The sequence below is a fragment of the Methylocystis parvus genome (assembly GCF_049675845.1).
GTDB lineage: Bacteria > Pseudomonadota > Alphaproteobacteria > Rhizobiales > Beijerinckiaceae > Methylocystis > Methylocystis parvus_A.
Window position 1 is genome coordinate 2,965,804 of the sequence record NZ_CP187161.1, and the last position, 23,385, is coordinate 2,989,188.

The 23,385-nt window shown below is 64.9% G+C and carries 23 protein-coding genes and 3 pseudogenes; 8 read left to right on the forward strand and 18 right to left on the reverse strand.

The annotated features are described in order from the left end of the window. Positions 1-4 precede the first annotated feature (4 nt). Positions 5-367, reverse strand: a complete 363-nt coding sequence (locus tag ACPFMJ_RS15420; RefSeq protein WP_424360834.1) for a hypothetical protein — start codon at positions 365-367, stop codon at positions 5-7. A 90-nt stretch (positions 368-457) separates the two neighbouring features. Beyond that, positions 458-862: a hypothetical protein gene (locus ACPFMJ_RS15425; protein ID WP_424360835.1), complete on the reverse strand. Its 405-nt coding sequence runs from the start codon at positions 860-862 to the stop codon at positions 458-460. A 234-nt stretch (positions 863-1,096) separates the two neighbouring features. Here ACPFMJ_RS15425 and ACPFMJ_RS15430 point away from each other — a divergent pair, with 234 nt between their 5' ends. After that, positions 1,097-1,324: a hypothetical protein gene (locus ACPFMJ_RS15430; RefSeq protein WP_424360836.1), complete on the forward strand. Its 228-nt coding sequence runs from the start codon at positions 1,097-1,099 to the stop codon at positions 1,322-1,324. Here the strand turns inward: ACPFMJ_RS15430 and ACPFMJ_RS15435 are convergent. Then, the gene (locus ACPFMJ_RS15435; protein ID WP_424360837.1) at positions 1,321-1,830 is read right to left on the reverse strand and encodes a hypothetical protein; all 510 of its coding nucleotides are present in this window, start codon (positions 1,828-1,830) and stop codon (positions 1,321-1,323) included. The two genes, ACPFMJ_RS15430 and ACPFMJ_RS15435, sit on opposite strands and share 4 nt — an antisense overlap. A 128-nt stretch (positions 1,831-1,958) precedes the next feature. Here ACPFMJ_RS15435 and ACPFMJ_RS15440 point away from each other — a divergent pair, with 128 nt between their 5' ends. From ACPFMJ_RS15440 to ACPFMJ_RS15450, 3 genes are all read left to right on the forward strand, one after another. Further along, complete coding sequence (locus tag ACPFMJ_RS15440; RefSeq protein ID WP_424360838.1) at positions 1,959-4,415, forward strand: TIGR02302 family protein; 2,457 nt, start codon at positions 1,959-1,961, stop codon at positions 4,413-4,415. Positions 4,416-4,476: 61 nt separating this feature from the next. Next, a complete protein-coding gene (locus ACPFMJ_RS15445) occupies positions 4,477-4,665 on the forward strand; it encodes a twin transmembrane helix small protein (protein WP_424360839.1) in 189 nt (62 codons plus the stop codon). A gap of 5 nt (positions 4,666-4,670) precedes the next feature. Then, positions 4,671-5,255, forward strand: coding sequence for a cob(I)yrinic acid a,c-diamide adenosyltransferase (locus ACPFMJ_RS15450; protein ID WP_424360840.1), 585 nt, complete (start codon positions 4,671-4,673; stop codon positions 5,253-5,255). 6 nt (positions 5,256-5,261) lie between these two features. Here ACPFMJ_RS15450 and ACPFMJ_RS15455 read toward each other — a convergent pair whose 3' ends face one another. From ACPFMJ_RS15455 to ACPFMJ_RS15490, 8 genes are all read right to left on the reverse strand, one after another. Continuing rightward, positions 5,262-6,320: a hypothetical protein gene (locus ACPFMJ_RS15455; protein ID WP_424360841.1), complete on the reverse strand. Its 1,059-nt coding sequence runs from the start codon at positions 6,318-6,320 to the stop codon at positions 5,262-5,264. 169 nt (positions 6,321-6,489) lie between these two features. Beyond that, complete coding sequence (locus ACPFMJ_RS15460; protein WP_424360842.1) at positions 6,490-6,972, reverse strand: TlpA family protein disulfide reductase; 483 nt, start codon at positions 6,970-6,972, stop codon at positions 6,490-6,492. Further along, on the reverse strand, positions 6,972-8,294 hold the full coding sequence (locus ACPFMJ_RS15465; RefSeq protein ID WP_424360843.1) for a sialidase family protein: 1,323 nt from the start codon (positions 8,292-8,294) through the stop codon (positions 6,972-6,974). Before ACPFMJ_RS15465 ends, ACPFMJ_RS15460 begins: the two co-directional genes overlap by 1 nt. Positions 8,295-8,331: 37 nt before the next feature. Further along, positions 8,332-8,832 carry an energy transducer TonB gene (locus ACPFMJ_RS15470; protein ID WP_424360844.1) on the reverse strand — a complete coding sequence of 167 codons (501 nt, stop codon included), beginning with the start codon at positions 8,830-8,832 and terminating at the stop codon, positions 8,332-8,334. 55 nt (positions 8,833-8,887) lie between these two features. Beyond that, positions 8,888-9,601: an energy transducer TonB gene (locus ACPFMJ_RS15475; protein WP_424360845.1), complete on the reverse strand. Its 714-nt coding sequence runs from the start codon at positions 9,599-9,601 to the stop codon at positions 8,888-8,890. Then, on the reverse strand, positions 9,598-10,077 hold the full coding sequence (locus tag ACPFMJ_RS15480) for an ExbD/TolR family protein (protein WP_424360846.1): 480 nt from the start codon (positions 10,075-10,077) through the stop codon (positions 9,598-9,600). Before ACPFMJ_RS15480 ends, ACPFMJ_RS15475 begins: the two co-directional genes overlap by 4 nt. Position 10,078: 1 nt before the next feature. After that, complete coding sequence (locus tag ACPFMJ_RS15485; protein WP_424360847.1) at positions 10,079-10,723, reverse strand: MotA/TolQ/ExbB proton channel family protein; 645 nt, start codon at positions 10,721-10,723, stop codon at positions 10,079-10,081. 161 nt (positions 10,724-10,884) lie between these two features. Then, a complete protein-coding gene (locus tag ACPFMJ_RS15490; protein ID WP_424360848.1) occupies positions 10,885-11,310 on the reverse strand; it encodes a DUF2946 family protein in 426 nt (141 codons plus the stop codon). A gap of 186 nt (positions 11,311-11,496) precedes the next feature. Here ACPFMJ_RS15490 and ACPFMJ_RS15495 point away from each other — a divergent pair, with 186 nt between their 5' ends. Continuing rightward, positions 11,497-11,874: a hypothetical protein gene (locus ACPFMJ_RS15495; protein ID WP_424360849.1), complete on the forward strand. Its 378-nt coding sequence runs from the start codon at positions 11,497-11,499 to the stop codon at positions 11,872-11,874. Between the two features lie 76 nt (positions 11,875-11,950). Then, positions 11,951-14,557: a TonB-dependent receptor gene (locus tag ACPFMJ_RS15500; protein ID WP_424360850.1), complete on the forward strand. Its 2,607-nt coding sequence runs from the start codon at positions 11,951-11,953 to the stop codon at positions 14,555-14,557. Between the two features lie 170 nt (positions 14,558-14,727). Here ACPFMJ_RS15500 and ACPFMJ_RS15505 read toward each other — a convergent pair. The 4 genes and pseudogenes from ACPFMJ_RS15505 to ACPFMJ_RS15520 form a co-directional block, all read right to left on the reverse strand. Beyond that, positions 14,728-16,170 (reverse strand): annotated as a pseudogene (locus ACPFMJ_RS15505) (NAD(P)(+) transhydrogenase (Re/Si-specific) subunit beta). 5 nt (positions 16,171-16,175) lie between these two features. Next, positions 16,176-16,625 carry an NAD(P) transhydrogenase subunit alpha gene (locus ACPFMJ_RS15510; RefSeq protein WP_424360851.1) on the reverse strand — a complete coding sequence of 150 codons (450 nt, stop codon included), beginning with the start codon at positions 16,623-16,625 and terminating at the stop codon, positions 16,176-16,178. Positions 16,626-16,665: 40 nt separating this feature from the next. After that, positions 16,666-17,791: pseudogene (locus ACPFMJ_RS15515) on the reverse strand (Re/Si-specific NAD(P)(+) transhydrogenase subunit alpha). Between the two features lie 83 nt (positions 17,792-17,874). Beyond that, positions 17,875-18,021, reverse strand: a complete 147-nt coding sequence (locus ACPFMJ_RS15520; protein ID WP_424360852.1) for an aa3-type cytochrome c oxidase subunit IV — start codon at positions 18,019-18,021, stop codon at positions 17,875-17,877. A 411-nt stretch (positions 18,022-18,432) separates the two neighbouring features. On the opposite strand from ACPFMJ_RS15520, the gene ACPFMJ_RS15525 reads away from it, so the two are divergent. Continuing rightward, positions 18,433-19,593, forward strand: a complete 1,161-nt coding sequence (locus tag ACPFMJ_RS15525) for a JAB domain-containing protein (RefSeq protein WP_424360853.1) — start codon at positions 18,433-18,435, stop codon at positions 19,591-19,593. A 22-nt stretch (positions 19,594-19,615) separates the two neighbouring features. Here ACPFMJ_RS15525 and ACPFMJ_RS15530 read toward each other — a convergent pair whose 3' ends face one another. The 3 genes and pseudogenes from ACPFMJ_RS15530 to ACPFMJ_RS15540 form a co-directional block, all read right to left on the reverse strand. Beyond that, entirely contained in the window at positions 19,616-21,025 is a 1,410-nt protein-coding gene (locus tag ACPFMJ_RS15530; protein ID WP_424360854.1) for an ATP-binding protein, read from the reverse strand. Then, positions 20,992-22,641, reverse strand: a pseudogene (gene groL, locus ACPFMJ_RS15535) (chaperonin GroEL); the annotation flags it as partial. The pseudogene groL and the gene ACPFMJ_RS15530, both read right to left, overlap by 34 nt. A 40-nt stretch (positions 22,642-22,681) precedes the next feature. Continuing rightward, positions 22,682-22,996 carry a co-chaperone GroES gene (locus tag ACPFMJ_RS15540; protein ID WP_424360855.1) on the reverse strand — a complete coding sequence of 105 codons (315 nt, stop codon included), beginning with the start codon at positions 22,994-22,996 and terminating at the stop codon, positions 22,682-22,684. Between ACPFMJ_RS15540 and ACPFMJ_RS15545 the strand changes: the two genes are divergently transcribed. Beyond that, the gene (locus tag ACPFMJ_RS15545) at positions 22,959-23,288 is read left to right on the forward strand and encodes a signal peptidase II (protein WP_424360856.1); all 330 of its coding nucleotides are present in this window, start codon (positions 22,959-22,961) and stop codon (positions 23,286-23,288) included. The two genes, ACPFMJ_RS15540 and ACPFMJ_RS15545, sit on opposite strands and share 38 nt — an antisense overlap. Positions 23,289-23,385: the final 97 nt, after the last annotated feature.

Consider the following 23,385-nt stretch of genomic DNA (forward strand, 5'->3'; position numbering starts at 1 on the left):
GGCGCTACTCCGAACAGCTCGCCTTCTTCCCGGTCCGCGCTTCCGTCAACTGCCCGGTTATGCGCAGCCCGTCATGCACCTTTATGCTGACGATGTCGTTGTAGAAACCGAAGCGGTAGTCGCGCTTCATGGGGTAGGAAGAGCCGTTCCCGTCGACGTAAAAGCAGAACGAGCTGTATTGCGGATTCGCCATGCGCGAGATGGAGCAGTGAATCTCGTAGGGAAGCGGCGCGCAATGCATCGCCACGTCCTTGTTGGGCACCATCCAGTTCGGGGAGGCCACGGAGCCGGCCAGCGCGCTCGCTGGAGCGGTCGCCGACAGCAGGAGCAGCGCGATGCGACGCTGCGCGTTCTTTGGAGGTTTCATCGTCGATCCTGGCTGCAACCGCGCGGGCCAGACGCGCGGTTGCAGAATATCGTTTAAAGCCCGGCGCATCATAGACCGGACGAAATGGCGTCACCAGCAGGTGCAGCCGCCATAACCGCCATAAGGATAGGCGGCGCCGTAAGCGCCGTAGCCGCCATAGGGATAGCCGCCATAGCCCCACGCCCCGTAATAGGGCGAAGAGGCCGCCGCGCCGAGCGCCAGGCCGCCGAGCAGGCCGGCAGCCGCCGCGCCGCCATAACCCCATCCGCCGCCCCAGCCGCGGCCCCAGCCGCCGCCCCAGCCGTAACGTCCCCAACCGCCATGGCCCCAACCGCCACGGCCCCAACCGCCATGGCCCCAGCCGATGCCGCGGCCAAAACCGCCGCCGCCCCAACCATAGCGGCCCCAAGCCGCCGCCGGCGTCGCCACCGACAGCGAGCCTGCGAGAATCGTCGCGGCCAGGGCGGCCGTCATCGCTTTCCGAACATTGGTCATCGCCACATCTCCTGGGTCCTTGTCCGCCGCAGCCCCAAGCCACCCCTGCAACGCAAACCGGTTTTTGTTGTTCCGGCTTTTCTATTGCAGGCAGGCAGCCTCCCGTCTGAGGCCGACATGCTTATGCGCCTGTGCGGACAATGACTTGGGACGATGCGCGAAATTTTGCGACGCCCGAGGATTTCCGCTCCCGGCGAAGGCGCTAGCTCATTGGTTCGAAAAGAGGAGAGCCACATGGGCAACGCGAACGACACGGCGCCGCGCAACGAGGGCGAGGGCAACCGCAGCGCGGCCAAGACGTACAACGACGCGCAGCGCAAATTCGTCGAAAGCGGCAAGGTGGAGCGCGCGGCGAAAGACGCCGAACACGCGCTGGAGACCGATGAGGCGGAGGAGTTGCAGCGCGCGGAGGCGGAAGGCCGCAAGCACGCCAAGCCGCACGAGCAGAAACGCGAGATCTAGTCCTCGCTCCAGAAGTAATGCCACACGCCGTCCGACGCGACGCCCAGCCGTGTCGGACGTAGCTTTCTTTCGGCGTTGGCGCGGGCAAGATCGGAAAAGCGGACGCAGCGCCAGCGCGCTTGCGCCTCCTCCTCATTTGCGGGTGGGGTTGGATGGCGCCCGAAGGCCGGCCACTCGTAAAGCGTCACGGGCCCGCGCGCGATCCTGACATAAGGCTGCGCCAGCACGGCGCGCATGATCTCGATCGTCTCGCGCCCCTTGCCGTCGAAAGAGAGCGTCTTCAGAATTTCGACCGGGTCCGTCCCCGCCTTGAACGCGCCGCTTTTCGCGAAGAGCGGACGGACTTCGTTCCAGTCGATCGGTATGCGGAGGGCTTCCACGTCGTTCTTGTCGAGCGCCGCGAGGATCTTGTCGCGGATCGCCCGCACCGGCGCGGGCAACGCGGCGAGGTCGGCGGAAGGCGCGGAGACGATGTCGGCCTGATTTTGCGTTTTTGCGCGCGGCATGGCGCATGTTAACCGGGTCGCCCCGCAAAAGGCGAATTTCTCGTCATTTGCTTACGGCCGGGGCCGCGAGATTGTATAGTCGCCGTCGAGCCGCCATCTAGGCGCATATGCCTCTCGCCGGAGAGCGAATGAACGACATTCCCGAAAAGCAGGAGCCTCGCGCCGGCGAGGCCGCGCTGGAATACGCGCTGCGCCGTTCGGCGCTTGCGATCCTTGCCGAGCGCCTGCTGCGCCTTGGCGCGGGCCTCGCGACGCTCGCGCTCTTTTTCGTCGCGCTGTCCTGGCTCGATCTTTGGCGCGCTTTGCCGCTCGAAGCGCGCATGGCGGGCGTCGCGCTTTTCGGCTTCGCGGCTCTTTATCTCGTGGCGCGGGAGATCGCCCGCGGCCTGCCGCGCCGCCGCGCCGCCGCCGCCCGTCTCGACGAGGCGGCCACGGGTTCGTTGAAGCCCGCCGCCTCTCTCGACGATACGCTCGCTGACGCCGAGGCCGTCGATCCCGCAACCGCCGCCCTCTGGGCGCTGCACCGCAAGCGGCTCGAAACGGCTCTGGCGAAGACGCCCGTCGCGCCGCCGCGCCCGCGCCTCCCCGAGCGCGATCCTTACGCCTTGCGCGCTTTCGCCCTCGTCGCCGTCGCCGCCGCCGCCTTCGTCGCGGGCGACGAGAAGCGCGCGCGGCTCGCCGCCGCTTTCGACTGGCGCGCCGTTCACATCCTCGGGCCGTCGCAGCGCATCGACGCCTGGTTCGATCCGCCGGCTTATACGGGCCGCCCGCCCATCGTGCTCTCGCAAGAGGGCGGCGCCGTGGAGGCGCCGGTGAATTCCATCCTGCGCCTGCGGCCCGCCGATGCGTCCGTCTCGGTCGACGGCGCGCTGACGCCCATGGAAAGCGCGGACAAGAAAGAGCGCGGCTTCACGCTCGCTGGCGCGGGACGGCTATATCTGCCGGACGGCCGCACCTTCGAGGTCGCCGCCATTCCCGACCGGGCGCCGTCGGTCGCGCTGGCCGGCCGCCCGCGCAACAATGCGCGCGGCACCATGACGCTCTCCTATCGCGCCGAGGACGATTACGGCGTGACGAGCGCGGAGGCCGTCTTCAGCAAGAAGGAGGCGGGCCGCGCCCTCTACGATCCGCCGCGCCTGCCGCTCGAACTTCCCGCCGGCGCCGGCGGGCTCGGCGAAGGCCGCGCGACGCTCGATCTCGCCGACAGCCCCTATGCCGGGGCGAAAGTCACGATGCGCCTTCTCGCCAAGGACGCCGCCGGCAATGAGGGTTCATCCGATGCGACGGAGGTGACGCTGCCGCAGCGCCGCTTCACAAAGCCGCTCGCCAAGGCGCTCGTCGAGCAGCGGCGCATCCTCGCGCTCGAACCGGACGCCCGCGCCAATGTCCGCGCCGCGCTGGAGGCGCTGTCGCTCGCGCCGGAAGCCTTCGAGACGCCCTCCGCCATTCATCTCGGCCTGCGCGCCGCGCGTCGCAGCCTGGAGGGGCCGCGTAGCGACGACGAATTGCGCGGCGTCGCCGATATGCTCTGGGCGATGGCCCTGAGCGTCGAAGACGGCAACACCTCCGAGGCCGAACGCGACCTTCGCGCGGCCGAGCAGGCGCTGCGCGAAGCCATGCAGCGCGGCGCCTCCGACGAGGAGATCGCCAAGCGTAGCCAGGAACTGCGCGCCGCGCTCGACAAATTTCTGGAACAGCTCGGCGCCCGGCCGCCCAAGCCCGGCGAGCCGCCGCGCGAGGCGTCGAACGATCCCGACAGCGTCACGGCGGAAGACCTGCAGGGAATGCTCGACGACATCGAGAAGGCAATGAAGTCGGGCGACATGGCGCAGGCGCAAAAGCTCCTCGACGAGTTGCAGGACATCATGGAGAACGCCCAGACGGGCGACGAGAGCGGCGCGCAGAGCGCGGCGCAGCAGCAGCGCCGCCGGGCCATGCAGAAGGCCTTGAACGATCTCGACCAGCTCTCCCGCGAGGAGCAGCAGCTTCGCGACGATACGTTTCAGGGGATGAAGAACCCGGCCGACGAAGGCCGCCCCCAGCAGCGCGGCAAGAAGGGCCAGCCTTCCGCGAGCGACGACGCCAGCCCCGAGCGTCAGCGCCAGCAGGGCCTGCGCGAGAGGCTCGAGCGCCAGCAGGACGCCATGAAGGGCGAGGCCGGCGAGGCCGGCGAGGCGCTCGACGACGCCCGCAAGGCGATGAAGGAGGCCGAGGACGCGCTCAAGCCCGGCGGCGACGGCCGCGGCAAGGCCGTGGACGCGCAGGGCCGCGCCGTCGAGTCGCTGCGCAAGGGCGCCGACAAGCTCGCCGAGCAGATGCGCGGGCAGGAGGGGCAGGAAGGCGAGGAGGGCGAAGAGGGCCAGGGAAGGGGCAAGGGCCGCGGCCGCGGGCGCTTCGGCCAGGGCCGCGATCCGCTGGGCCGCTCGCAGGGCGGAAAGAGCGCGTCCCATGAGAAATACGATCCGCTCGGCCTGCCGCCGGCCCAGCGCGCCCATCGCGTACAGGAGGAGCTGCGCCGACGTCTCGGCCAGCCCGAGCGCCCCACCGAGGAGCTCGATTATCTGCAAAGGCTGCTCACCCGATAAACGGCTTGCTCCCAGGCGGGCCTTTCTCTACTTGCTCAAGTGAAACGGCGGGGAGCGAACCTTGTCCAATCTTGTGGTTTTTATTGCCGCGGCGGCGGTCTTCGCCGTCGTGCTCGCGGGTTTCTTCAACATGATCCGCGGGGGCGTCGGGTCGCCGGAGCGCTCGCAGACCCTGATGCGCTGGCGCGTCGGGCTGCAATTCCTGGCGATCGTCATCGCGTTGACGGTGCTCTACTTCCGAGGACGTTGATTCACGTGGTCAAGCTGGACAGGATTTATACGCGGGGCGGCGACAAGGGCGCGACCTCGCTCGCGACCGGCGCGCGGCGCCGCAAGGACGACATTCGCGTCGAGGCTTATGGCGCAGTCGACGAGACCAACGCCGCGATCGGCGTCGCGCGTCTCGCCATCGAGGCGGGCGACGCGTCGCTCGACGCGATGCTGGCGCGCATCCAGAACGATCTCTTCGATCTCGGCGCAGAACTCGCGACGCCGCACGATCCCGACAAACCCCTCGATCCCGCGATGCGGCTCGTGATCCTGCCCTCGCAGGTGGAGCGGCTCGAAAAGGAAATCGACGAGCTCAACGCGTCGTTGGAGCCGCTGCGCTCCTTCGTGCTGCCCGGCGGCACGGCGCCGGCCGCGCATCTCCACATGGCCCGCACCATCTGCCGCCGCGCCGAGCGCGTAATGGTGACGCTCATGGAGACGGAGGGCGAAGAGTTGTCGCCGAGCGCGCTCTCCTATGTGAACCGCCTGTCCGACTTCCTCTTCGTCGCCTCGCGCTACGTCAATCGCGAGAAGGGCGACGTGCTGTGGAAGCCGGGCGCGACGCGGTAGGCGAAGTCAGCGGAATCGAAGACTCTGGTCGATCGATTGGCCGATCTGTGATGAGAAATGCAGAAAAGCCGCGCTCTGATCCAGACCGCCTCCGCCGGCCGGACGCAGGCGCGAGCCATCCGGCAGAAGCGCCAATTCACGGATGGCTTTCCCTTTTTGCGGTTTTTCCTTTTGCGCCGCCAAAAGCTTGTCGGGACCGAACGTGATCAGAAGGTCGTGAATTCGTTCGCGGCTGGCGTCGAAGAGCTTGCCGTCGGTCGCCGAGACGCGCACGAGGCTCCAGCTCGGGGTGATGGATCCTCCCGTCGCGACCTTGAATTTAACTTCATGCTGGATGGCGTTTTCAGCATGATCCCCTTTCATATTCAGCAAAAAATCGTCGCCTGCGATCTGCTCTGCGAAAATGGCGTTTCCAAGCGCATTTTGAATCCCGAGGTTGCTTTGCATCAGGATCGGCGACTGGAAATCGGCTGAGCGCGGCTTTCCGTGTGGAGAGTCCGGAGCCGTTTCGTTGTGCTGGATCACATAGTAGCGACCGCCCTCGGATGGGCGCATATGCTTGCAAAATTTGTCGGACTTCCTGTTGTCCAGCATGTCGACCACAGTGAAATACAGATTGATTTTATCCATGCGCTTGGCGCTTGCTCCGACACGGCCGCCAACGCCGAATGCGAAACTTTGGCCGACGCTGGAGAGATCGACGCCGGGGAAGCCGACGGCGGCCGGCGTAATCGGTTGTTTGAATGTAATGCCGGGATTGAATTCGCTTGCCTCGTCCACAGTCAATGTGAGCGTTATTTGCGCGCCCCACTTTTTGAGCCAGTCAGCTTTGAAATCCTTCCCATGGCCTTGTTCGCCAAAGGCGTCGTTATCTTCTTTGAGAATGGAGCTGACCGCATCCTCCAATTCGCAATAGACGCCCTTGACGATGCGGCGGACCATCTGTTGTCCGCTGCGCTCATCTCCCCATGGCTCCTGCAATTGGGGGACGGCGAGGCCGCAACCTGCAAGGGGCATGCCAATAAACAGAAGGGCCAGACGGCCAACACAATTCGATGAAAGCATTTCTCGTCCCGCACAGCCTTAAATGCTGCGAAGCTAGGACGATTCGGGCGGCCTTGTCTGTCGCGAGCTCGCAACACTCCCCGTCCGCGCGTCGCCCGCCTGCGTCTTCGTCTTCGCCAGGCGGGCGGCGGCAGGACGCGGCGAGCGCGCTCAGAGCTTGAGAGGTGCGTTATCTCGCCCGGGTCTCCAGCCACTTCACCACGAGCGGATCGTCGATCGCGCCCGTCACCGCGGTCACGCCGCCGTCCGGCGCCACGAGCGCGGTGAAGGGAAGCTCCCCGCGCCACATCTTGTCGGCTTCGAAATAGAGCTTCTCGACGAAATCGTCGGAGAAGCCGTAATGCGTCGCCTTGCCGAGACCGGCCCTTTCGGCGCGCATTTCGGCGCGGGCGCGATCCTCGTCGCTGTCCGTGTTGACGAAGACGATGTCGACGCCCTTCTGCTCCGAAACCATCTTCGCCCATTGCGGCAGCTCGGCGACGCAGGGCGGGCAGGTCACGGACCAGAAATGGACGATCAGCGGCTTGCCGGAGTGGGCTTTCACAATCTGCGCGAAAGCGCCCCGGCCATAAGGCTGGAAGTCAAAGGCCTGCGCGCCGCTGGAAGCGAGCGCGAAGGCAAGGGCGTATCCAAGAAGACCCTTCATCGCCATCACTGCGCCGCCGCGCTCTTCTCGTCGCGCGGGAGCGGGATGAGGCGATAGCCTTCCTTATGCGTGACCCAGGAGAGATAGGCGGCGCTCTTGTTGGCCACGAGTTCGGGATGATCCGAGGCGTCGTCGGTCTGTGCGATCACGCGCGCCGCGCTCCAGCTCTTGCCGCCGTCGCGCGACATCTGCATCGGAATCGTCGTCGTCGTCCCGTCGAACTCCTTCCAGACGCGGTAGAGCCGCCCCTTTGCGGCGATCGCGATCGGATGCCCCGGCGCCTTGGCGTCGTCGCCGAATTTCTCAGGCGCCGAGAATGTCTTCCCGCCGTCATTGCTGCGCGCGTAGAAGAGCCCCTGCCGGTTCTTGCCCTTGGTGAACCAGACGACATGCCAGCCATTGGCGTCGATGGCGATGCCCGGCCCGTGATGCGGGCAGGAATTGATCTGCCAATTGTCGTCGGAGACGCGGCCGCCCGTGAGCGTCGCACCGTCGGCCGAAAGCTTCGCGGCGTAATGGTCGCGAATATTGCCGTCAAAGACCTGTCGCCACAGGAAGACGGGCTGGCCGTCCTTGTCGAGCGCCGACGACATGCGGCAGCATTCGCAGGCGTGATCCATCAGGATCTTCTTGCCGGCGAAGGTCTGGCCCTTGTCGTCAGACCAGCCGAAGGCGACGCCGCTGCCTTCGAATTCCTTGCCTTCGGCCTTCGCCTTCAGCGCGTTCGTCTTGTCGAGCCAGCCGGCGTAGATGCGGCCCTTGGGCGTGACGACGAAGGTCTCGAAACGCTGGCCGCCTTCGGAGAGCATCGCCTGCGGCGCGGAGAAGGTCTTGCCGCCGTCGGTCGAACGCGCGGTGAAGATCGTGCCGATCATCTGCTTGTCGGGGCGCGTCGCATAGCTCGCGAGGAGCGTTCCGTCCGCGAGCGCGGCGATCTTGGGGCGCGCGTCGCCATGCGCGTCGATCACGCCGTCGGCGGCCGTTGCGATGGTCACGGGCGCGGAGAAGCTTTTGCCGCTATCCGTGGACGAGGCGACATAGACGGTCTTGCCGACAGAAAAGGCGACCCAGAGCTTGCCTTTGGCGTCGAAGGCGGGATTGACCGTCATGGCGCAGGCGGGCTTCGCCTCGGCGCAGGCGGGCGCGGCGTGATGGCTACCCGACGCGGCGGCAGGCTTCGAGTCGGCAGGCTTGGCGTCAGGCGCCTTGGCGTCAGCGGCCTTGGCCTCGGCAGGCTTCGGGTCGGCCGGCGCGGGCTGTTCGGCGCGCGCGGCGCCGGCCAGGGCGAAAGCGGTCGCCGAGGCGAGAAGCAGGCGGGAAAGGGACATCGGGCATCCTCCCAAATCTGTGTTTTTATCTTGAGCTTCAGCGAAATTTGAAAGTCTGGCCGACATCCATTGCGCCGTGGGGCGGCGGCGGCGTCACGACGGCGGCGAGGATCTTCCTGACGATCTCGGCATGGGCCGGGCTCGACGTCTTGTCGATCGTCACCTTCTCGACCTTGCCCGAGGCGCCAACGATGAAGCTCGCTGTCACCTCGCCGGGGCCGGCCGGATTGTCCTCCGGCGTGTGCTTGGCGATCTCGGCGTAGAGCAGGCTCAGATATTTGCTTTCCGACATGGCGGAGCCCGCCGGCGACGCCGCGGGTTTGGCCGCCGGGGCGGTCGCCGCGGCGGGCTTTGTCGCGGGTGAGGGCTTGGTTGCGGCTGCGGGAGCGGGAGCCGGAGCAGCAGGGGCCAGCGTCGGGGCGGGCTTTGCGACCGGGGCCGGCGTCGGCGTCGCCGGCTTGGGGGCTTCGGCCTGAGCCGCGCCGCCAATGAGTAACGCGCAGACGAGCGTGGCCCGTCCGCAAGACAAGACGTTCATGACGTGGCTTCCGAAAGAGAAGCGGCGGGCGCCTGAGCGCGCCCGCCGGCTGACGTCAGTGGAAGGCGAAGGACTGGCTAACGAAAGCCGAGCCGCAATTGCCGGGGCCGCGCGACGAGGACACGATGCGACGCGCCAGCGCCGCATGCGCCGGCGTCGAGCCGGAAGACGATGCGACGGAGATGCCGCCGCCCGGGCTCACATGGAAGGTCACATGCGCGGTGCCCGCGCCGAGGCTCGTCGAGCCCGGCGTGTGCGAACGCAGCGACGCAGCGACGTGAGCGAGGCAGGTCGCCGAAGCGGCGCCGCCCTGCTTGCCATTGCCTTCCGGCGAGCCGGCATGGCGGCGCGCCTGCGCTTCGCGGGCCTGCTCGGCGCGCTCGACCTGCTTTTGCTCTTCTCGCTTCTTCTCGACCTTCTCGACGTCTTCCTTCTTCATCGCGAGCGGGATGGCGTCGGGCGACATGACGACCGGCGGCGGCAGCGCGAGCTCGGGCTGCTCGACCGCGACGGGCGGCGGCGTGTCTTCCGCGGCGCTCACTTCCTCCTGCTCGACGAAGTCGCCGCTTTCGAGGTCGACATAGTTCTCCGAGAGGGCCAGAGGCTCCGGCTTCGGCGCCATGATGAAGGCGGCGAAGATCGAGGCATGGAGGGCCACGATGGCGACGATGGCGACCGGGCGCAGCCAGGGCGGATTGACCGGCGGCGGACCGGGCGGCGGTTCGTCGCGCCGACCCGCATATTCGGGGCTGAGGGCGAAATCCGTCATTTGGCCCCTCCCGCCGCGGACGCAGCGGGAGCCGCCTTCACGGCCGCGCCCGTCTTGCTGCGCGAATTGGTCATGATCGCGATATGGGTGATGCCGTTGGTCGCGAGCTTGTCCATGACGGCGACGACTTCGCCATAGACGGCCTCCGAGTCGCCGCGCACATGCACGACGCGCGTATGGTCGTCGCCCATCATGGCGCGGATGCCGTCGATCAGCGCCTCGGGCGTCGTCTCGTCGGCGCCGAGCGAGACCTTGCCGTCCTTGCCGACGGTCACGACGATCGGGTCCTTCTGGTTGATCGGCGCGGCGGAACTCGCCTGGGGCAAATTGACCTTCACGCCTTTCGCGAGCAGCGGCGCCGTCACCATGAAGATGATGAGCAGCACCAGCATCACGTCGACGAGCGGCGTGACGTTGATGTCGGCGAGGGGTTGATAGAGGTCGTTATTGTTCTTGAAGCGGGAGGGCATCGCCATGTTATGCGGCCTCCTTCTGGGACTGGCGGCGGGGGTTGGGCTGGCTCGTCATGCGCAGCGCCTCGTCCTCGATGTAGTGGGCGACCTGCTGGCCGAGCCGCGAGAAGGCGGCGCCGATGCGGTTATAGCCCACCGACGCCGGAATGGCGGCCGCGAGGCCGTAGGCGGTGGCGGCGAGCGCCTCCGCGATGCCCGGCGCGACGACGGCGAGGCTCGTATCCTGCGACGCCGCGATGCCGGCGAAGCTCGTCATGATGCCCCAAACCGTGCCGAACAGGCCAACGAAGGGCGCGACGGAGGAGATGACCGCGAGGTTCGGCAGGCCGCCTTCCGCCTTGGTCAGGAACTCGCGCGCGGCGCGGCTCATGTTCTCGGCGATGCGTTCGCGCTTGTCGCCCGTCGTCTCGTCGGGAAGGTCGAGGGCGAAGGATTCGCGGCCGGCGGCGGCGATGGGTTCGAGCAGGCCGACCGGGCCGCCCGCGCGGGCTTCCTTCGTCGCCTTGCCGATGCGAATGACGGCGGCGGTCGCTTCAATGATCAGAACCCAGGTCCAGACCGAGGCGAGAAGCAGCATCGCCATGACGACCTTGCCGACGGGGCCGGCGTTCAAAAACATGGCGAGCGGGGAAAGCGACGTATGATCCATGGAACTTCACTCATCTTCGATGACACGCGCGCACAACTCACGCGGCGGCGGCGTCTGCTTTGATTTTTGTTGTGATCCAGACGCTAAAGGCGTCCCTGATCGGCCATTCTACCCACATGCACCCGATGGGCCAGCAGAAGGGTCCGCCGATCGGAAAGTTTCTAAGCTAGCGCCGGCGGCGCTCTTGCGCCGTGAGCGGATCGAGATGAGAGATTTTCGGGCGCGTCGCTGTTTTCGACGAGGTAGAAAACGGGCCTCGGCGCCGGAACGGACGCGACTCCCGCGGCGACGCGCGACGGCAGGACGGCGGCGACAGCGGCCGCCGCAAGACAGCAGGGGCAACGATGTTTGCTGGCGTGATCGCCTTCGGGCGCCGCCTTGTCGCTCGTCGCGTCGGCGCGCTGGGTCATATGGCGCTTGAAGCAGGCGAACAAGCCGCCATTCGCTGCGGCGGCGCTCTTCAGCCCGGCGTCCGTGGCGTTCGCATTCGCGGCGCTCGTCAGAGAGGCGCCGAACATCAACGCCCATACGGTGACGATCGCAATCGCCACGCGCATTCTGACGCCGATGAGCCGCAACTGTGACATAAAAACCTCTTAATGGATTTTTTAATCTTTGACAACGCAAGCAACCTTGGAAAGGTTCGACTTTGACGGCAAAGTGGCAATAGTCCAGCAACTAAGGTTAATTCTTGTAACCGCCTGATTTTGCTGGAGCGCCGCCAAGCGGGCCGAAAGGGCGCTTGCGGGTTGGTTCAACTTGCCGGGCGGCACATGCGTAAAAGGCTACTCGCATCGCTGATTGTCTGTGTCGCTTTGCTGACACAGATCGGCGCGTCCTTATGGGGCGCGGCGGCGGCGCGCGAAGGCTATGCGCCCTGCCATCGGTCGGCGGTCGCCCTGGCGGACGGCGTCGCGTCGGGCGTCGCGGGCGGCCAGAGCCTTCCGACCGGCGCGCCTGTTTCCCACGATCATGGTTCCTGCTCGCTCTGCCAACTCGGCCTGACCGTCATTGGCGGCGAAGCGCCGGTTTTGCCGGTGCGAGCGGTGGCGCATGCATGGCGCGTCCCGGCAGATTGGGTCGAAGCGCATCCGCCGGGCTTCGCCTACAATAAGAGCGCGCCGCCCCGAGCCCCTCCTTTCCTCGCCTGATCCGACAGCGTGAGGGCGCATCGCGCCCGAGTGATCAGACGCGCCGCTTCGCCGGCGCCGGGAAGGGTTCAAAAGAATGTCTCGTTACGCACTCCTGCGCGGCGTCTCCGCCGGCGCGATGATTTTCGCCGCTCTGCCGGCGCTCGCCATGCATACGCTTCCGACCATCGACGTCAGCGGCCAGCGCCGCAGCGTCTCGCATGGTCCCGCGTCGCCGCCGCGCGGTCCGGCCCAGCCGACCGCGGCCCAGGGTGCCCCCGCCACGGCGCCTGTTACCGCGGCCCCGTCGCCCGTCGTGTCGCGCTGGTCGCCCACGCTGCCGGACGGCCGCGCGGCCTTCGTCGAGAAATGGCAGCTTCCGAACACGGTCGCGAGCGTCACGCGCCAGCAGATCGAGCGGAAGATCAACATCGTCGACACGGAAGACGCGGTTCGATACATGCCGAGCCTTTTCGTGCGCAAACGCAACAATGGCGACACGCAGGCCGTGCTGCAGACCCGCACCTGGGGCGTCAGCTCCTCGGCGCGCAGCCTTGTCTACGCCGACGACCTGCTGCTGACCGCGCTCATCGGCAACGACAACACGATCGGCGCCCCGCGCTGGGGCCTCGTCGCGCCGGAAGAAATCGAGCGCGTCGACTTCCTCTACGGCCCCTTCGCCGCGCAATATCCCGGCAACTCCATGGGCGGCGTGCTGAAAATCACGACCCGCATGCCGGAGAAGCTTGAAGTGTCGGTCAAGGACACGCTCTCGGTTCAGGACTTCTCGCTGTGGGGAACGAACAAGGGTCTCGTCAATAATGTGACGAGCTTCTTCGCCGGCGATAAGACCGGCGATCTCTCCTGGACGATTTCGGGCAATTGGCAGCGTGGCTCGCAGCAGCCGCTGACTTATGTCACCTCGCCGAATTTCTATCCGAACGCCTATCTCGCGACCAACGTCTACGGCACGACCTTCGCCAACGTGATCGGCTCCACGGGCAATCTGGCGAACGATCAGGTCAACGCGAAACTCAAGCTCGCCTACGACTTCACCAAGGACATTCGCGGCACGTACACTTTCGGCTTCTGGTCGAATGACGGCACGTCGACTCCCGAGAACTATCTCTATTCCGGCTACGGGCCGGTCTGGGGCGTGACGACGGCCGGGCGCGGCCTTCCCAACGCGACCCTGCAGAATTTCGCGCAGCAGGGTTATTACCGCGTGCAGGAAAAAATCATGGTCAACGCCGCCGCGGTGCGCTCGAATAGCGGCGGCCTGTTCGATTTCGAAGTCTCGGCGTCGAACTTCACCTATCTGCAGTCGGATCAGGTCTCGCCCTGGTCGGCGGCGCTTCCCGCCGGCTACACGCAGACGGGTCGCAATTCGGTCTTCGGCGGAACCTATTGGACGCTCTTCGACGCCAAGGGCATCGTCCGCCCGCCCGAGGGACTGCTCCAGGGTCACGACATCAGCTTTGGCGTTCACGGCGACCAGTTCCACCTCAACAACCCCGTCTGGCTGACGTCCAACTGGACGGCGGGCACGGCGGCGAGCACGGGCGCGGCCATCACAATCGCCCAGGGCACGACGCGCACCCAGGCGCTCTGGTTCCAGGACGCCTTCAACATCGCGCCAAATCTGAAGTTCACGACGGGCCTTCGCGGCGAGCACTGGCAGGCCTCCGACGGCTACAATCAGCAGGCCGGCGTCAACAGTTTCGGCACGGGCCTGACCGGATCCATCGCCTCCTGGCTGCCGATCTATCAGCCAAACCGCTACAGCACGCGCTTTTCGCCAAAAGGCACGCTGGAATATGCGGTCGACGACAATTGGACCGTCAAGGGGTCCGTCGGCATGGCCAATCGCTTCCCGACCACGCGCGAGCTTTATAATCTCGCGACCGTGGCCGTCGGCGGCGTCGCCACCAATCCCAACCCCAATCTGCGGCCCGAGTCGGCCCTCAGCAAGGAGCTGACGGTCGAGCGCAAGCTGGGTCGCGACGGAACGGCGCGCGTGTCCTTCTTCGATGAGGAGGTGCGCGACGCGATCATCAACCAGCAGACCTTCGTGCCGGGGACCGCGGCGGTGCTGGTGCAGACCCCGACCAACGTGCAGCGCATACGCAATAGCGGCGTCGAAGTCGCCTTCCAGAAGGACAATTTCGGCTTCAAGGGGCTGGAGGTGCTCGGCAGCGGCACCTGGCTGAACTCCCGCATCATCTCAAACCCGACCTGGGCGCCGAGCGTCGCCAATTTCGAGTTCCCATGGGCCACCTCGGTCGCGGGCAAGACGGTGCCGAACGTGCCCGAATGGCGCGGCACGCTCGCCTTCACCTATCGCCCCGACGATCGCTGGGCCTTCACGCTCGCCGGCCGTTACCAGAGCAAGCTCTGGCGCACCATGGCGAACAACGATCGCGCCTACGGGATCTATTTCGCCTTCGACCCCTTCTTCGTGGTCGACACCAAGGTCAACTACAAGTGGAACGAACGCCTGTCCTTCGACTTCGGCATCGATAACATCGGAAACTACAAATACTTCCTGTTCCACCCCTTCCCGCAGCGGACCTTCTTCTTCGCCGCCAAATACGATTACGGCGCGAGCAAGCATCCCGAGCGCGGCATCTTCTATGTGGATCATGAAGGCGGCTTGCCGGACGTATCGAGCTGGTTCCAGCCGGTGGCCTTCGCGATCAACTGATTGGCGCGGGGATCGAAATGGAAACGCCTGGGAGAGATCCCGGGCGTTTTTCGTTTGCGGCGCCTAGACGGTATGCGCGGGCGCAAGGCGGCATTCGCCCTCGCCGCGTTCGATCTGGATGGTCGCGTGCTGGATGTCGAAACGGGCTTCGAGTTCCTGCGCAATGTCCATCAGGAATTTGTCGTCCGGCTCGGCCTTCGCGACGGCGGGGGCGCTTCTTGGCGTCGCCGCGGCGTTGCCGAAGCAGCATCATAGGTATGCGTGTTGTCGCGGTAGAACACAGGGTTGTCGATACCCGCATAGCCGGACGCCAGCGAGCGCTTGTTAAAAAACACCGTTCCGGCTTTCCAGACGACTCGAGGACCGGGGACATGCCGTAGATCGGCGAAGAACAGCACCGTCTTGTCGAGGATCTTCCGGTCCGCCGGATTGACACGTCATTGGCGCCGATCACGAAGGCGACATCGGCCTGCGCGAACTCGCTGTTGATGTCCTCGAGCTCGAAGACCTCGTCATAAGGGACATTCGCCTCGGCGAGCAACACGTTCATATGCCCCGGCATGCGCCCGCGACCGGATGGATCGCGTACTTGACCTCGACGCCCTCCTTCTTCAGCAGTCCCCCATTTCGCGCAGCGCGTGCTGCGCCTGCGCGACCGCCATGCCGTAGCCGGGCACGATGATGACCTTCGAGGCGTTCTTGCATGATGTAGGCGGCGTCCTCGGCCGAGCCCTGCTTGACGTTGCGCGTCTCCGCCGCCCGCAGCTCCGCCGCGGCCGTCTCGCCGCCGAAGCCGCCCGGATGACGGATGAAGCTGCCGGTTCATCGCCTTGCACATGATGTAGGACAGGATCGCGCCCGAGGAACCGACCAGCGCGCCGGTGATGATGAGCGCCACGTTGCCGAGCGTGAAGCCGATGCCCGCCGCCGCCCAGCCCGAATAGGAGTTCAACATCGACACCACGACCGGCATGTCGGCGCCGCCGATCGGGATGATGAGAGTCACGCCGAGCAATAGCGAAAGCGCTACGATCAGCCAGAACAGCCATGCCGAGCCGCCGCGACGAACGCATAGATCAGCGCCGATCAGCGACGCCGAGCATGATGTTGATCGTGTGGCGCTCCGGCAGCAGGATCGGCTTGCCGCTCATTCGCTCGGAGAGCTTCAGAAGGCGATGATCGAGCCCGTAAAGGTGATCGCGCCGATCGCCGCGCCGAGCGACATCTCGAAGAGGCTTCCGCCCGGATGTGTCCCGGCGCGCCGATGCCGAACGCCTGCGGCGCGAAGAAGGCGCTGGCGGCGACGAGCACGGCGGCGAGGCCGACGAGCGAATGGAAGAAGGCGACGAGCTCCGGCATCGACGTCATCGGAATGCGCGCGCGGTCTTTGCGCCGATGCCGCCGCCCGATGCCCGCGCCGATCATGATCCATGACGAAGCCGTCAAGGGGCTCAGGCGATGCAAAAGCAGCGTCGTCGCCACGGCGACGGCCATGCCGATCATGCCGTAGCGATTGCCCTCCGCGAGGTCGCCGGAGAGGAGAGGCCGCGCAGCGCGAGAATGAACAGAACGCCGGCGGCGAGATAGAGAAGGGCTGCGATATTCGCGCTCATGGCGGTCAGCCCTTCTTTTTATACATGGAAAGCATGCGTTCGGTGACGAGGAAGCCGCCGAATATGTTCACGCAGGCGAGGATGAGCGCGATGAAGCCGAACCAGCGCGCCCAGCCTGCGCCCGTATCGGTGACGCTCGCCTCCTCGACGCCGACGGACAGCAGCGCGCCGACGACGATGACGGAGGAGATGGCGTTGGTCACGGACATCAGCGGCGTGTGCAGCGCCGGCGTCACCGACCAGACGACGTAATAGCCGACGAACACGGCGAGCACGAAGATGGCGAGACGGAAGACGATCGGGTCGATCGCGCCGCCGCCGAGTCCATGCGAGGTGGCGGCCGCCGCGGTCTGTGCGATCTGTTCGGAATATTGCTGCGCCTGATCCGCGAGATGTCGGGCGGCCTCCGCCGCCGCCCGCGCCTTTTCGAGCAATTGCTGCGTAGAGTCGGTCATGGTTCGACGCCCCTTGTTGGAGAATGCCGTTGGCTCAGGCTTATTTGAAACGCTCGTCGGTGACGGCGCCGTCGCGCGTGAGGGCGGTGGCCTTCACGAGCTCGTCGTCCCAATTGATCGCAAGCTGCTTCGTCTCCTTCGAGACCAGCGTCTCGACGAAGGCGAGCAGGTTCTTGGCGTAGAGGCTCGAGGCGGTGGGCGCCATGCGTCCGGCGAGATTGAGCGCCCCGACAATCTTCACGCCGTTCTCGACCGCGATTTCGCCGGGCTTCGTCAGCTCGCAGTTGCCGCCGCGCTCCGCCGCAAGGTCGACGATGACCGAGCCGGCCCGCATCGAACGCACCATGTCGGCGGTGATCAGTCTCGGCGCCGGCCGGCCGGGGATGAGCGCGGTGGTGATGACCACGTCCTGCTTGGCGATGTGGCTCGCGGTGAGCTCCGCCTGCGCGGCCTGATATTCCTTCGACATCTCCTTGGCGTAGCCGCCGGCGGTCTGCGCCTGCTTGAACTCTTCGTTCTCGACCGCGAGAAATTTCGCGCCGAGCGACTCCACCTGCTCCTTCGTCGCCGGACGCACGTCGGTCGCCGTCACGATGCGCCGAGGCGGCGCGCCGTGCGATCGCCTGCAGGCCCGCGACGCCGACGCCCATGATGAAGACCTTGGCGGCGGGCACCGTGCCGGCGGCGGTCATCATCATCGGGAAGGAGCGGCCATATTCGGCCGCCGCCTCGATCACCGCGCGATAACCCGCGAGATTGGCCTGCGAGGAGAGGACGTCCATGGATTGCGCGCGGGTGATGCGCGGCATGAACTCCATGGCGAAGGCTGTCGCGCCCGTCCTGGCGAGATCGGCCAGCGCCGCCGCGTTCCCGAACGGGTCCATGATGCAGATGAGGGCGAGGTTTTGCTTGGCCCCGGCAAGCTCGGCCGCCGAGGGGCGGCGCACGCGCAGCGCAATGTCGGCTCCCGCGAGCGTCGTCGCGGCGTCGGGGCCGATCTTCGCGCCGGCGGCGGCGTAATCGGCGTCGGAAATCTGAGACCCGGCGCCGGCTCCGGACTGAACCGCGACCTCGGCGCCGAGACTGATTAACTTCTTGACGGTTTCGGGCGTCGCCGCGACTCGCGGCTCGGCTTTGTCCGTTTCAGCCAATACGGCAATGCGCATGACGAACTCCGGTTGCTTGAAAAGCGAAAACCGTCGCCGTCATGGTGGCCCCTGACGGCTTGGCGTGAGGGGCTTGGTTCTTCTTACCGCGCGAAGAGGAAGTAGAGAGCGGCCAGCGTGATGGCCGAGGCCGCCGCCGAGAATTTCAACAGCCAGAGGAAGCCGTTATAGGTCTTTACGTGTTCGGACCAGTCAACGTCAGTCGACGCCGACCCGCGATTGCTCGCCATCGGAATGCTCCCAGATCTTGGTTTGACGCGCGAACAGACCCGCCGCGCATGCGCTTGATGCTAACCGACGGCCGTAAATGGCGCAACGCCTTGCATCCGCGCGCTTTCGTCGCTCCCGCACAATGCGCCGGACTCGCGGCGCGCCAAAGCGTTTTTCAGGTGAACGCGACCTCGATCCGTCCTTGGATTTCGCATCGGCGAAAGAAAATTCCGCTTCTGTTTGGCGAATTCTTCAGCTTGACAATTGTGGTCTGTCGTTTCTGATGACCGCGTCCCGTTGATTTCCGGCATTGCTTCTGACGGGTTGAGAAAAAATACGTTTTTGCGCTCTGGCTTCGCCGGGCTTTTTCGGGACATTTCCTTTTGCAACCCGCGGCGCGCGCGTTGCGACTCTCCGGGGCGATCCGCGATATGGCGAAGACAAAACGGATAGAGGCGGCTTCCAGCCCGCTCGACGACCCCGACACTCGGGTGGAGGCGCTGGAATTCGCGGTCCAGGCGTCCAAATGCGGGCTCTGGGCCTGGGACTTCGACAGTGACGCGCTCGCCTGGTCGCCTGAGGCGGCGGCGATGCTCGGCGTCGAAAGCATAGAGCCCACGATCGAGGGCTTTCTGCGCCTCGTCCATCCGGGCGACGTCGACAAGGGGCGGGCCGCCTTCACCCGCGCGCTCGCGGCCGGGTCAACGCTCTATCTCGAATTCAGGCGCACATGCGCCGATGGCGGCGCTTCCTGGTTCGCCGCGTTCGGCAAGCCGCACTATGACGGCGGCGGGGTGGCGCGCTGCTTCGTCGGCGCGATCTCGCCGCTGCCGGCAAGGGCCGCGCGCGAGGATTTCTCCCGCCTCGCGGAAGATCCCCGTTTCGTAACCCGGGATCTGGCGTTGGCGCGGCTCGCGCGTCTGCGCGAGGACGTCGCCGCCTGTCTGGCGGGAACGGACGACATAAGGCGCGCGGCCGTCGAAGAGGACATCCTGCAGTTTCTGTTGTGCCGGATCGTCATGCCGGACGTCGCCGCGCGAGACGCCGCCGCGCTGATGGCCCGCTTTGGTTCGTTGTCGACGATGTTTCTGTCGCCGCAGGTCGCGGCGACGGTTGAGGGCGTCGACGAACGGCACCTGATGCTTTTCGAAACGGTGCGGCTGTCGATCCAATGTGCGCTGCGGCCGACGCGCGAGCCGGTCCAATTCACGTCGGAGAGCGCGATCGTCTCCTATCTGCGAGTCGCCCAGGCCTATAAGACTCGTGAGCAGCTGCGCGTCATCTTTCTGGATCGCTCGCGCCACATCATTTGCGACGAGGTGATGCAGGAGGGAACGGTCGATCATGCGCCGGTCTATGTGCGCGAGATCATGAAGCGCGCGCTGGAGCTTTCGGCCTCCTCCATCATCCTCGCCCATAATCATCCGTCCGGAAACGCCATGCCGTCCTTCCAGGATATTCTCAAGACGCAGCAGATCGTCGAGGCCGCGCGGACCCTGGGCATCACGGTCGACGACCACATCATCCTGACGCGGCACGGCCATACGAGCATGCGCGCGTTGAAGATGATGGACGGGTCCGAGGGGGAATAGCGGTCAAAGTAAAGGGGGGGGCTCAGGCTTGCTTTTCGTTCCCACTGCCTGCGGCCCTGTATTTTTGTCCCGGATGCTTGACCATTTCAGGGTATAGATAAATCAGCTTCCCTTCGCGGACCATCCCGTAAAGGTATTTCTGTGAGACATAGGACGTTGTCTTTTTAAGAAAAGAGGCGATTTCTTCCGCTGACAGAGGACGCCACTTACACAAGTCAATAATAAGGTCCCTAGCCTTTTCTGGCTCTAACCTCTTCCCGATTGCCTGTAAGCGAAGCCTAAGCTCTGGCGGTAGTTCGGATGTTGAAGCTAGACGATCGCCGCTTTTGCCATATATCTTATGTGCGCTAGCATCCATGCTAACATCTATGTTTAAGGTTCCCGGGGCGGGAAAAGCAGGGCCAGGGACGTAGTAAGTTCGCGCTCCGCTACCTCTATCTGAGATGAGGTTCAGCGACCTAAGTTGCCTTAGGCTTTTGCTCGCTCCAAGGGTGTCAGACTGCGTCAGGCTCCTGTAGGTCGAATTATCAATCGCGCCCACCTCACGCATGAAGATGAGCGCTCTCATTTGGTCTTCCGTTAAGTCCATTGCCTTAAAATGTGACAGCCACTCCCAATCGTTTTCGTTCAAGAAGTGATGCAGTAGAAATATAGCTCTAAATTCATCATTGTCTCGATCCGAGTCAAAAGTTGGAGATGACAATCCGCTGTTCGCCATATATTTGCGCATCACTCGGATCCCACTTCCCTTTGTTTCTGCGAAGCGAGTTTCGTGGAGTATCTCCGCAATATGAGGATTGCGGATAAGGGACCCCGGTTCGTCGAACCGCTCCTGAGACTTCAGAGAGTATCCAGGGTTTTTAATTTCGATCCTGTTTGAGTATCGAACAATCTGAATTGGTTGAGCTATTTGGTAGCTGCGATGCATAAGTGAATTTACAACCGCCTCGCGTATTACCCTGTAGGGGATGACTGGAAGTTCGGTTCGCTGACCCGAGCCATTTTCGTCTATGCCAAACGCTTTAGGAAGATCGTCTATTATTGCCGCAATCACGCGCGGGAGGAGTGTAAGGATCGGGCCGCGCATATCAACAGACTCAAAAACCCTGTCGGGGTCAGAGACCCAATTATTGCCCGGTATTCTTATGTAATCCACCCGATGGCTTGGGAATAATCGGCGCAACGCGGGCTGCTTTCCAAACATAACCAGACCAGTCACTGTAATTTTTAGAGCATCATTTGATCGCTTTATAGCACCTAGGGCGTAGAGCATATCCTCATCTGTCCAAGTAAGCTCTTCTGCTAGTCTGTTAAATTCCGCTCGCGCGCGTCTATAAGCTCCAATCGCAGACTCGTCCAAGTCTTCATAGGTAGCATCATCAACGATGCAAGAATCCCCATGCCGCCCATGCCGCCGCCGCCCTTGGAGCATCCGGCGTTTTTTGCGGAGCGAGTGGCCAGCGTCCTTCTTCGGCACGTCAGCGATCATGGCTTCCGTCGTGATCACGAGGCCGGCGATCGAGGCCGCATCCTGCAGCGCGGTGCGCACGACCTTGGTCGGGTCGATGATGCCGAGCTTCACGAGATCGCCATACTCGCCCTTCTGGGCGTCGAAGCCGTAGCCGTAGTCCGTGGCTTCGAGCAGCTTGCCGACGACCACCGCGCCGTCGCCGCCGGCGTTCGTCGACGATCTGACGGGCCGGAGCCTGGATCGCCTTGCGCACGATCTCGATGCCGGTCTTCTGGTCGCCATTCTCGGTCTTCACGCCGTCCAGCGCCTTGATGGCGCGCAGCAGCGCGACGCCGCCGCCCGGCGACGATGCCTTCCTCGACCGCCGCGCGGGTGGCGTTGAGCGCGTCGTCGACGCGATCCTTCTTCTCCTTCACTTCGACTTCCGTCGCGCCGCCGACGCGGATCACCGCGACGCCGCCCGCGAGCTTGGCGAGACGCTCCTGCAGCTTCTCACGGTCGTAGTCGGAGGTCGTCTCCTCGATCTGCGCCTTGATCTGCTTGCGCGGCCTCGATGTCCTTCTTCTTACCGGCGTACCATCGATGATCGTGGTGTTCTCCTTGTCGATCGCACGCGCTTGGCGCGGCCGAGCATGTTGAGCGTGACGTTCTCGAGCTTGATGCCGAGGTCTTCGGCGATCATCTGCCGCCCGTGAGGATGGCGATGTCTTCGAGCATGGCCTTGCGGCGATCGCCGAAGCCCGGAGCCTTGACGGCCGCGATCTTCAGGCCGCCGCGCAGCTTGTTGACGACGAGCGTGGCCAGCGCCTCGCCCTCGACGTCTTCGGCGATGATGAGCAGCGGCTTGCCGGTCTGGACGACGGCTTCGAGGATCGGCAGCAGCGCCTGCAGCGTCGACAGCTTCTTCTCGTGGATGAGAATGTAGGCGTCGTCGAGCTCGGCGATCATCTTCTCGGCGTTGGTGATGAAGTAAGGCGACAGATAGCCGCGATCGAACTGCATGCCTTCGACGATGTCGGTCTCGGTGTCGAGGCTCTTGGCCTCCTCGACCGTGATCACGCCCTCATTGCCGACCTTCTGCATCGCCTTGGCGATTTCTTGCCGATGAAGGTGTCGCCATTGGCCGAAATGGTGCCGACCTGGGCGATTTCGTCGTTCGGAGGTGACCTTCTTCGAGTTCTTCTTGAGGTCGCCGACGATCGCCTCGACCGCGAGGTCGATGCCGCGCTTCAGGTCCATCGGGTTCGAGCCGGCGGCAACCGACTTCGCGCCTTCGCGAACGATCGCCTGGGCGAGAACGGTCGCGGTCGTGGTGCCGTCGCCGGCGAGGTCGTTCTGTCTTGGAGGCGACTTCACGGACCATCTGCGCGCCCATGTTCTCGAACTTGTCGGAGCTCGATTTCCTTGGCGACGGTCACGCCGTCCTTGGTGATGCGCGGCGCGCCGAACGACTTCTCGATCACGACGTTGCGGCCCTTGGGGCCGAGCGTGACCTTCACGGCGTTGGCGAGAATATCGACGCCGCGCAGCATGCGGTCGCGCGCGTCGGTGGAGAAACGGACGTCTTTGGCTGCCATGTTGAGTAACTCCTAAGTTTTGCGAATGGGGGGGAACGAACTAAGCGGCGGCCTTGGACTTGGCGGGTGCCGAGAGAACGCCCAGAATGTCGCTCTCCTTCATGATCAGAAGGTCTTCGCCGTCGATCTTGACCTCGGTGCCCGACCACTTGCCGAACAGCACGCGGTCGCCGGCCTTGACGTCGAGGGGAACGAGCTTGCCGCTTTCTTCGTCGCGCGCGCCGGGGCCGACAGCGACCACTTCCCCCTGGGGCTTTTCCTTGGCGGTGTCCGGGATGATGATGCCGCCCTTGGTCTTCTCTTCGCCTTCGATGCGCTTGACCACGACGCGGTCGTGCAGGGGACGGAACGCCATCGCCGGGCAGGCGGTCATCGTCGCGGGGCTCTCCTGGTGGATGTGGCGGGCGCCGAATCGGCTGACCACCCTCGCCGTGGGCCTCGTGATCGGCGGCGCGCTCGGCAACGCCGCGGACCGGCTGACCCGGGGCGCGGTCGCGGATTTCTTTTATCTTCACACGACGCTGCCGGTGGGGCCGCTGGCCAATTACGTCTTCAACGTCGCCGACGTCGCCATAACGGCGGGTGTGGCGCTTTTGCTCTACGAGAGCTTTTTCGCGGCCGACCCGCCGCCCGAGAAGGCCGCGTAAGCGCCGGCGCCACTAAATCGCCAACAAGTCGCGCACATGGTGCGCGCTTGACGAGCAGGGTAGGGCCCGCGCGCGCAGCGCGCGGCATTCGGGCAAG

Coding starts and splice junctions, on each gene's coding strand:
- ACPFMJ_RS15425 (WP_424360835.1), bottom strand. CDS start 862: ATGACCAATGTTCGGAAAGCGATGACGGCCGCCCTGGCCGCGACGATT.
- ACPFMJ_RS15470 (WP_424360844.1), bottom strand. CDS start 8,832: ATGAACGTCTTGTCTTGCGGACGGGCCACGCTCGTCTGCGCGTTACTC.
- ACPFMJ_RS15510 (WP_424360851.1), bottom strand. CDS start 16,625: ATGACCGACTCTACGCAGCAATTGCTCGAAAAGGCGCGGGCGGCGGCG.
- ACPFMJ_RS15435 (WP_424360837.1), bottom strand. CDS start 1,830: ATGCCGCGCGCAAAAACGCAAAATCAGGCCGACATCGTCTCCGCGCCT.
- ACPFMJ_RS15465 (WP_424360843.1), bottom strand. CDS start 8,294: ATGTCCCTTTCCCGCCTGCTTCTCGCCTCGGCGACCGCTTTCGCCCTG.
- ACPFMJ_RS15420 (WP_424360834.1), bottom strand. CDS start 367: ATGAAACCTCCAAAGAACGCGCAGCGTCGCATCGCGCTGCTCCTGCTG.
- ACPFMJ_RS15480 (WP_424360846.1), bottom strand. CDS start 10,077: ATGGCGATGCCCTCCCGCTTCAAGAACAATAACGACCTCTATCAACCC.
- ACPFMJ_RS15485 (WP_424360847.1), bottom strand. CDS start 10,723: ATGGATCATACGTCGCTTTCCCCGCTCGCCATGTTTTTGAACGCCGGC.
- ACPFMJ_RS15495 (WP_424360849.1), top strand. CDS start 11,497: ATGCGTAAAAGGCTACTCGCATCGCTGATTGTCTGTGTCGCTTTGCTG.
- ACPFMJ_RS15475 (WP_424360845.1), bottom strand. CDS start 9,601: ATGACGGATTTCGCCCTCAGCCCCGAATATGCGGGTCGGCGCGACGAA.
- ACPFMJ_RS15530 (WP_424360854.1), bottom strand. CDS start 21,025: ATGCTCCAAGGGCGGCGGCGGCATGGGCGGCATGGGGATTCTTGCATC.
- ACPFMJ_RS15525 (WP_424360853.1), top strand. CDS start 18,433: ATGGCGAAGACAAAACGGATAGAGGCGGCTTCCAGCCCGCTCGACGAC.
- ACPFMJ_RS15500 (WP_424360850.1), top strand. CDS start 11,951: ATGTCTCGTTACGCACTCCTGCGCGGCGTCTCCGCCGGCGCGATGATT.
- ACPFMJ_RS15430 (WP_424360836.1), top strand. CDS start 1,097: ATGGGCAACGCGAACGACACGGCGCCGCGCAACGAGGGCGAGGGCAAC.
- ACPFMJ_RS15540 (WP_424360855.1), bottom strand. CDS start 22,996: ATGGCGTTCCGTCCCCTGCACGACCGCGTCGTGGTCAAGCGCATCGAA.
- ACPFMJ_RS15460 (WP_424360842.1), bottom strand. CDS start 6,972: ATGGCGATGAAGGGTCTTCTTGGATACGCCCTTGCCTTCGCGCTCGCT.
- ACPFMJ_RS15490 (WP_424360848.1), bottom strand. CDS start 11,310: ATGTCACAGTTGCGGCTCATCGGCGTCAGAATGCGCGTGGCGATTGCG.
- ACPFMJ_RS15520 (WP_424360852.1), bottom strand. CDS start 18,021: ATGGCGAGCAATCGCGGGTCGGCGTCGACTGACGTTGACTGGTCCGAA.
- ACPFMJ_RS15455 (WP_424360841.1), bottom strand. CDS start 6,320: ATGCTTTCATCGAATTGTGTTGGCCGTCTGGCCCTTCTGTTTATTGGC.
- ACPFMJ_RS15440 (WP_424360838.1), top strand. CDS start 1,959: ATGAACGACATTCCCGAAAAGCAGGAGCCTCGCGCCGGCGAGGCCGCG.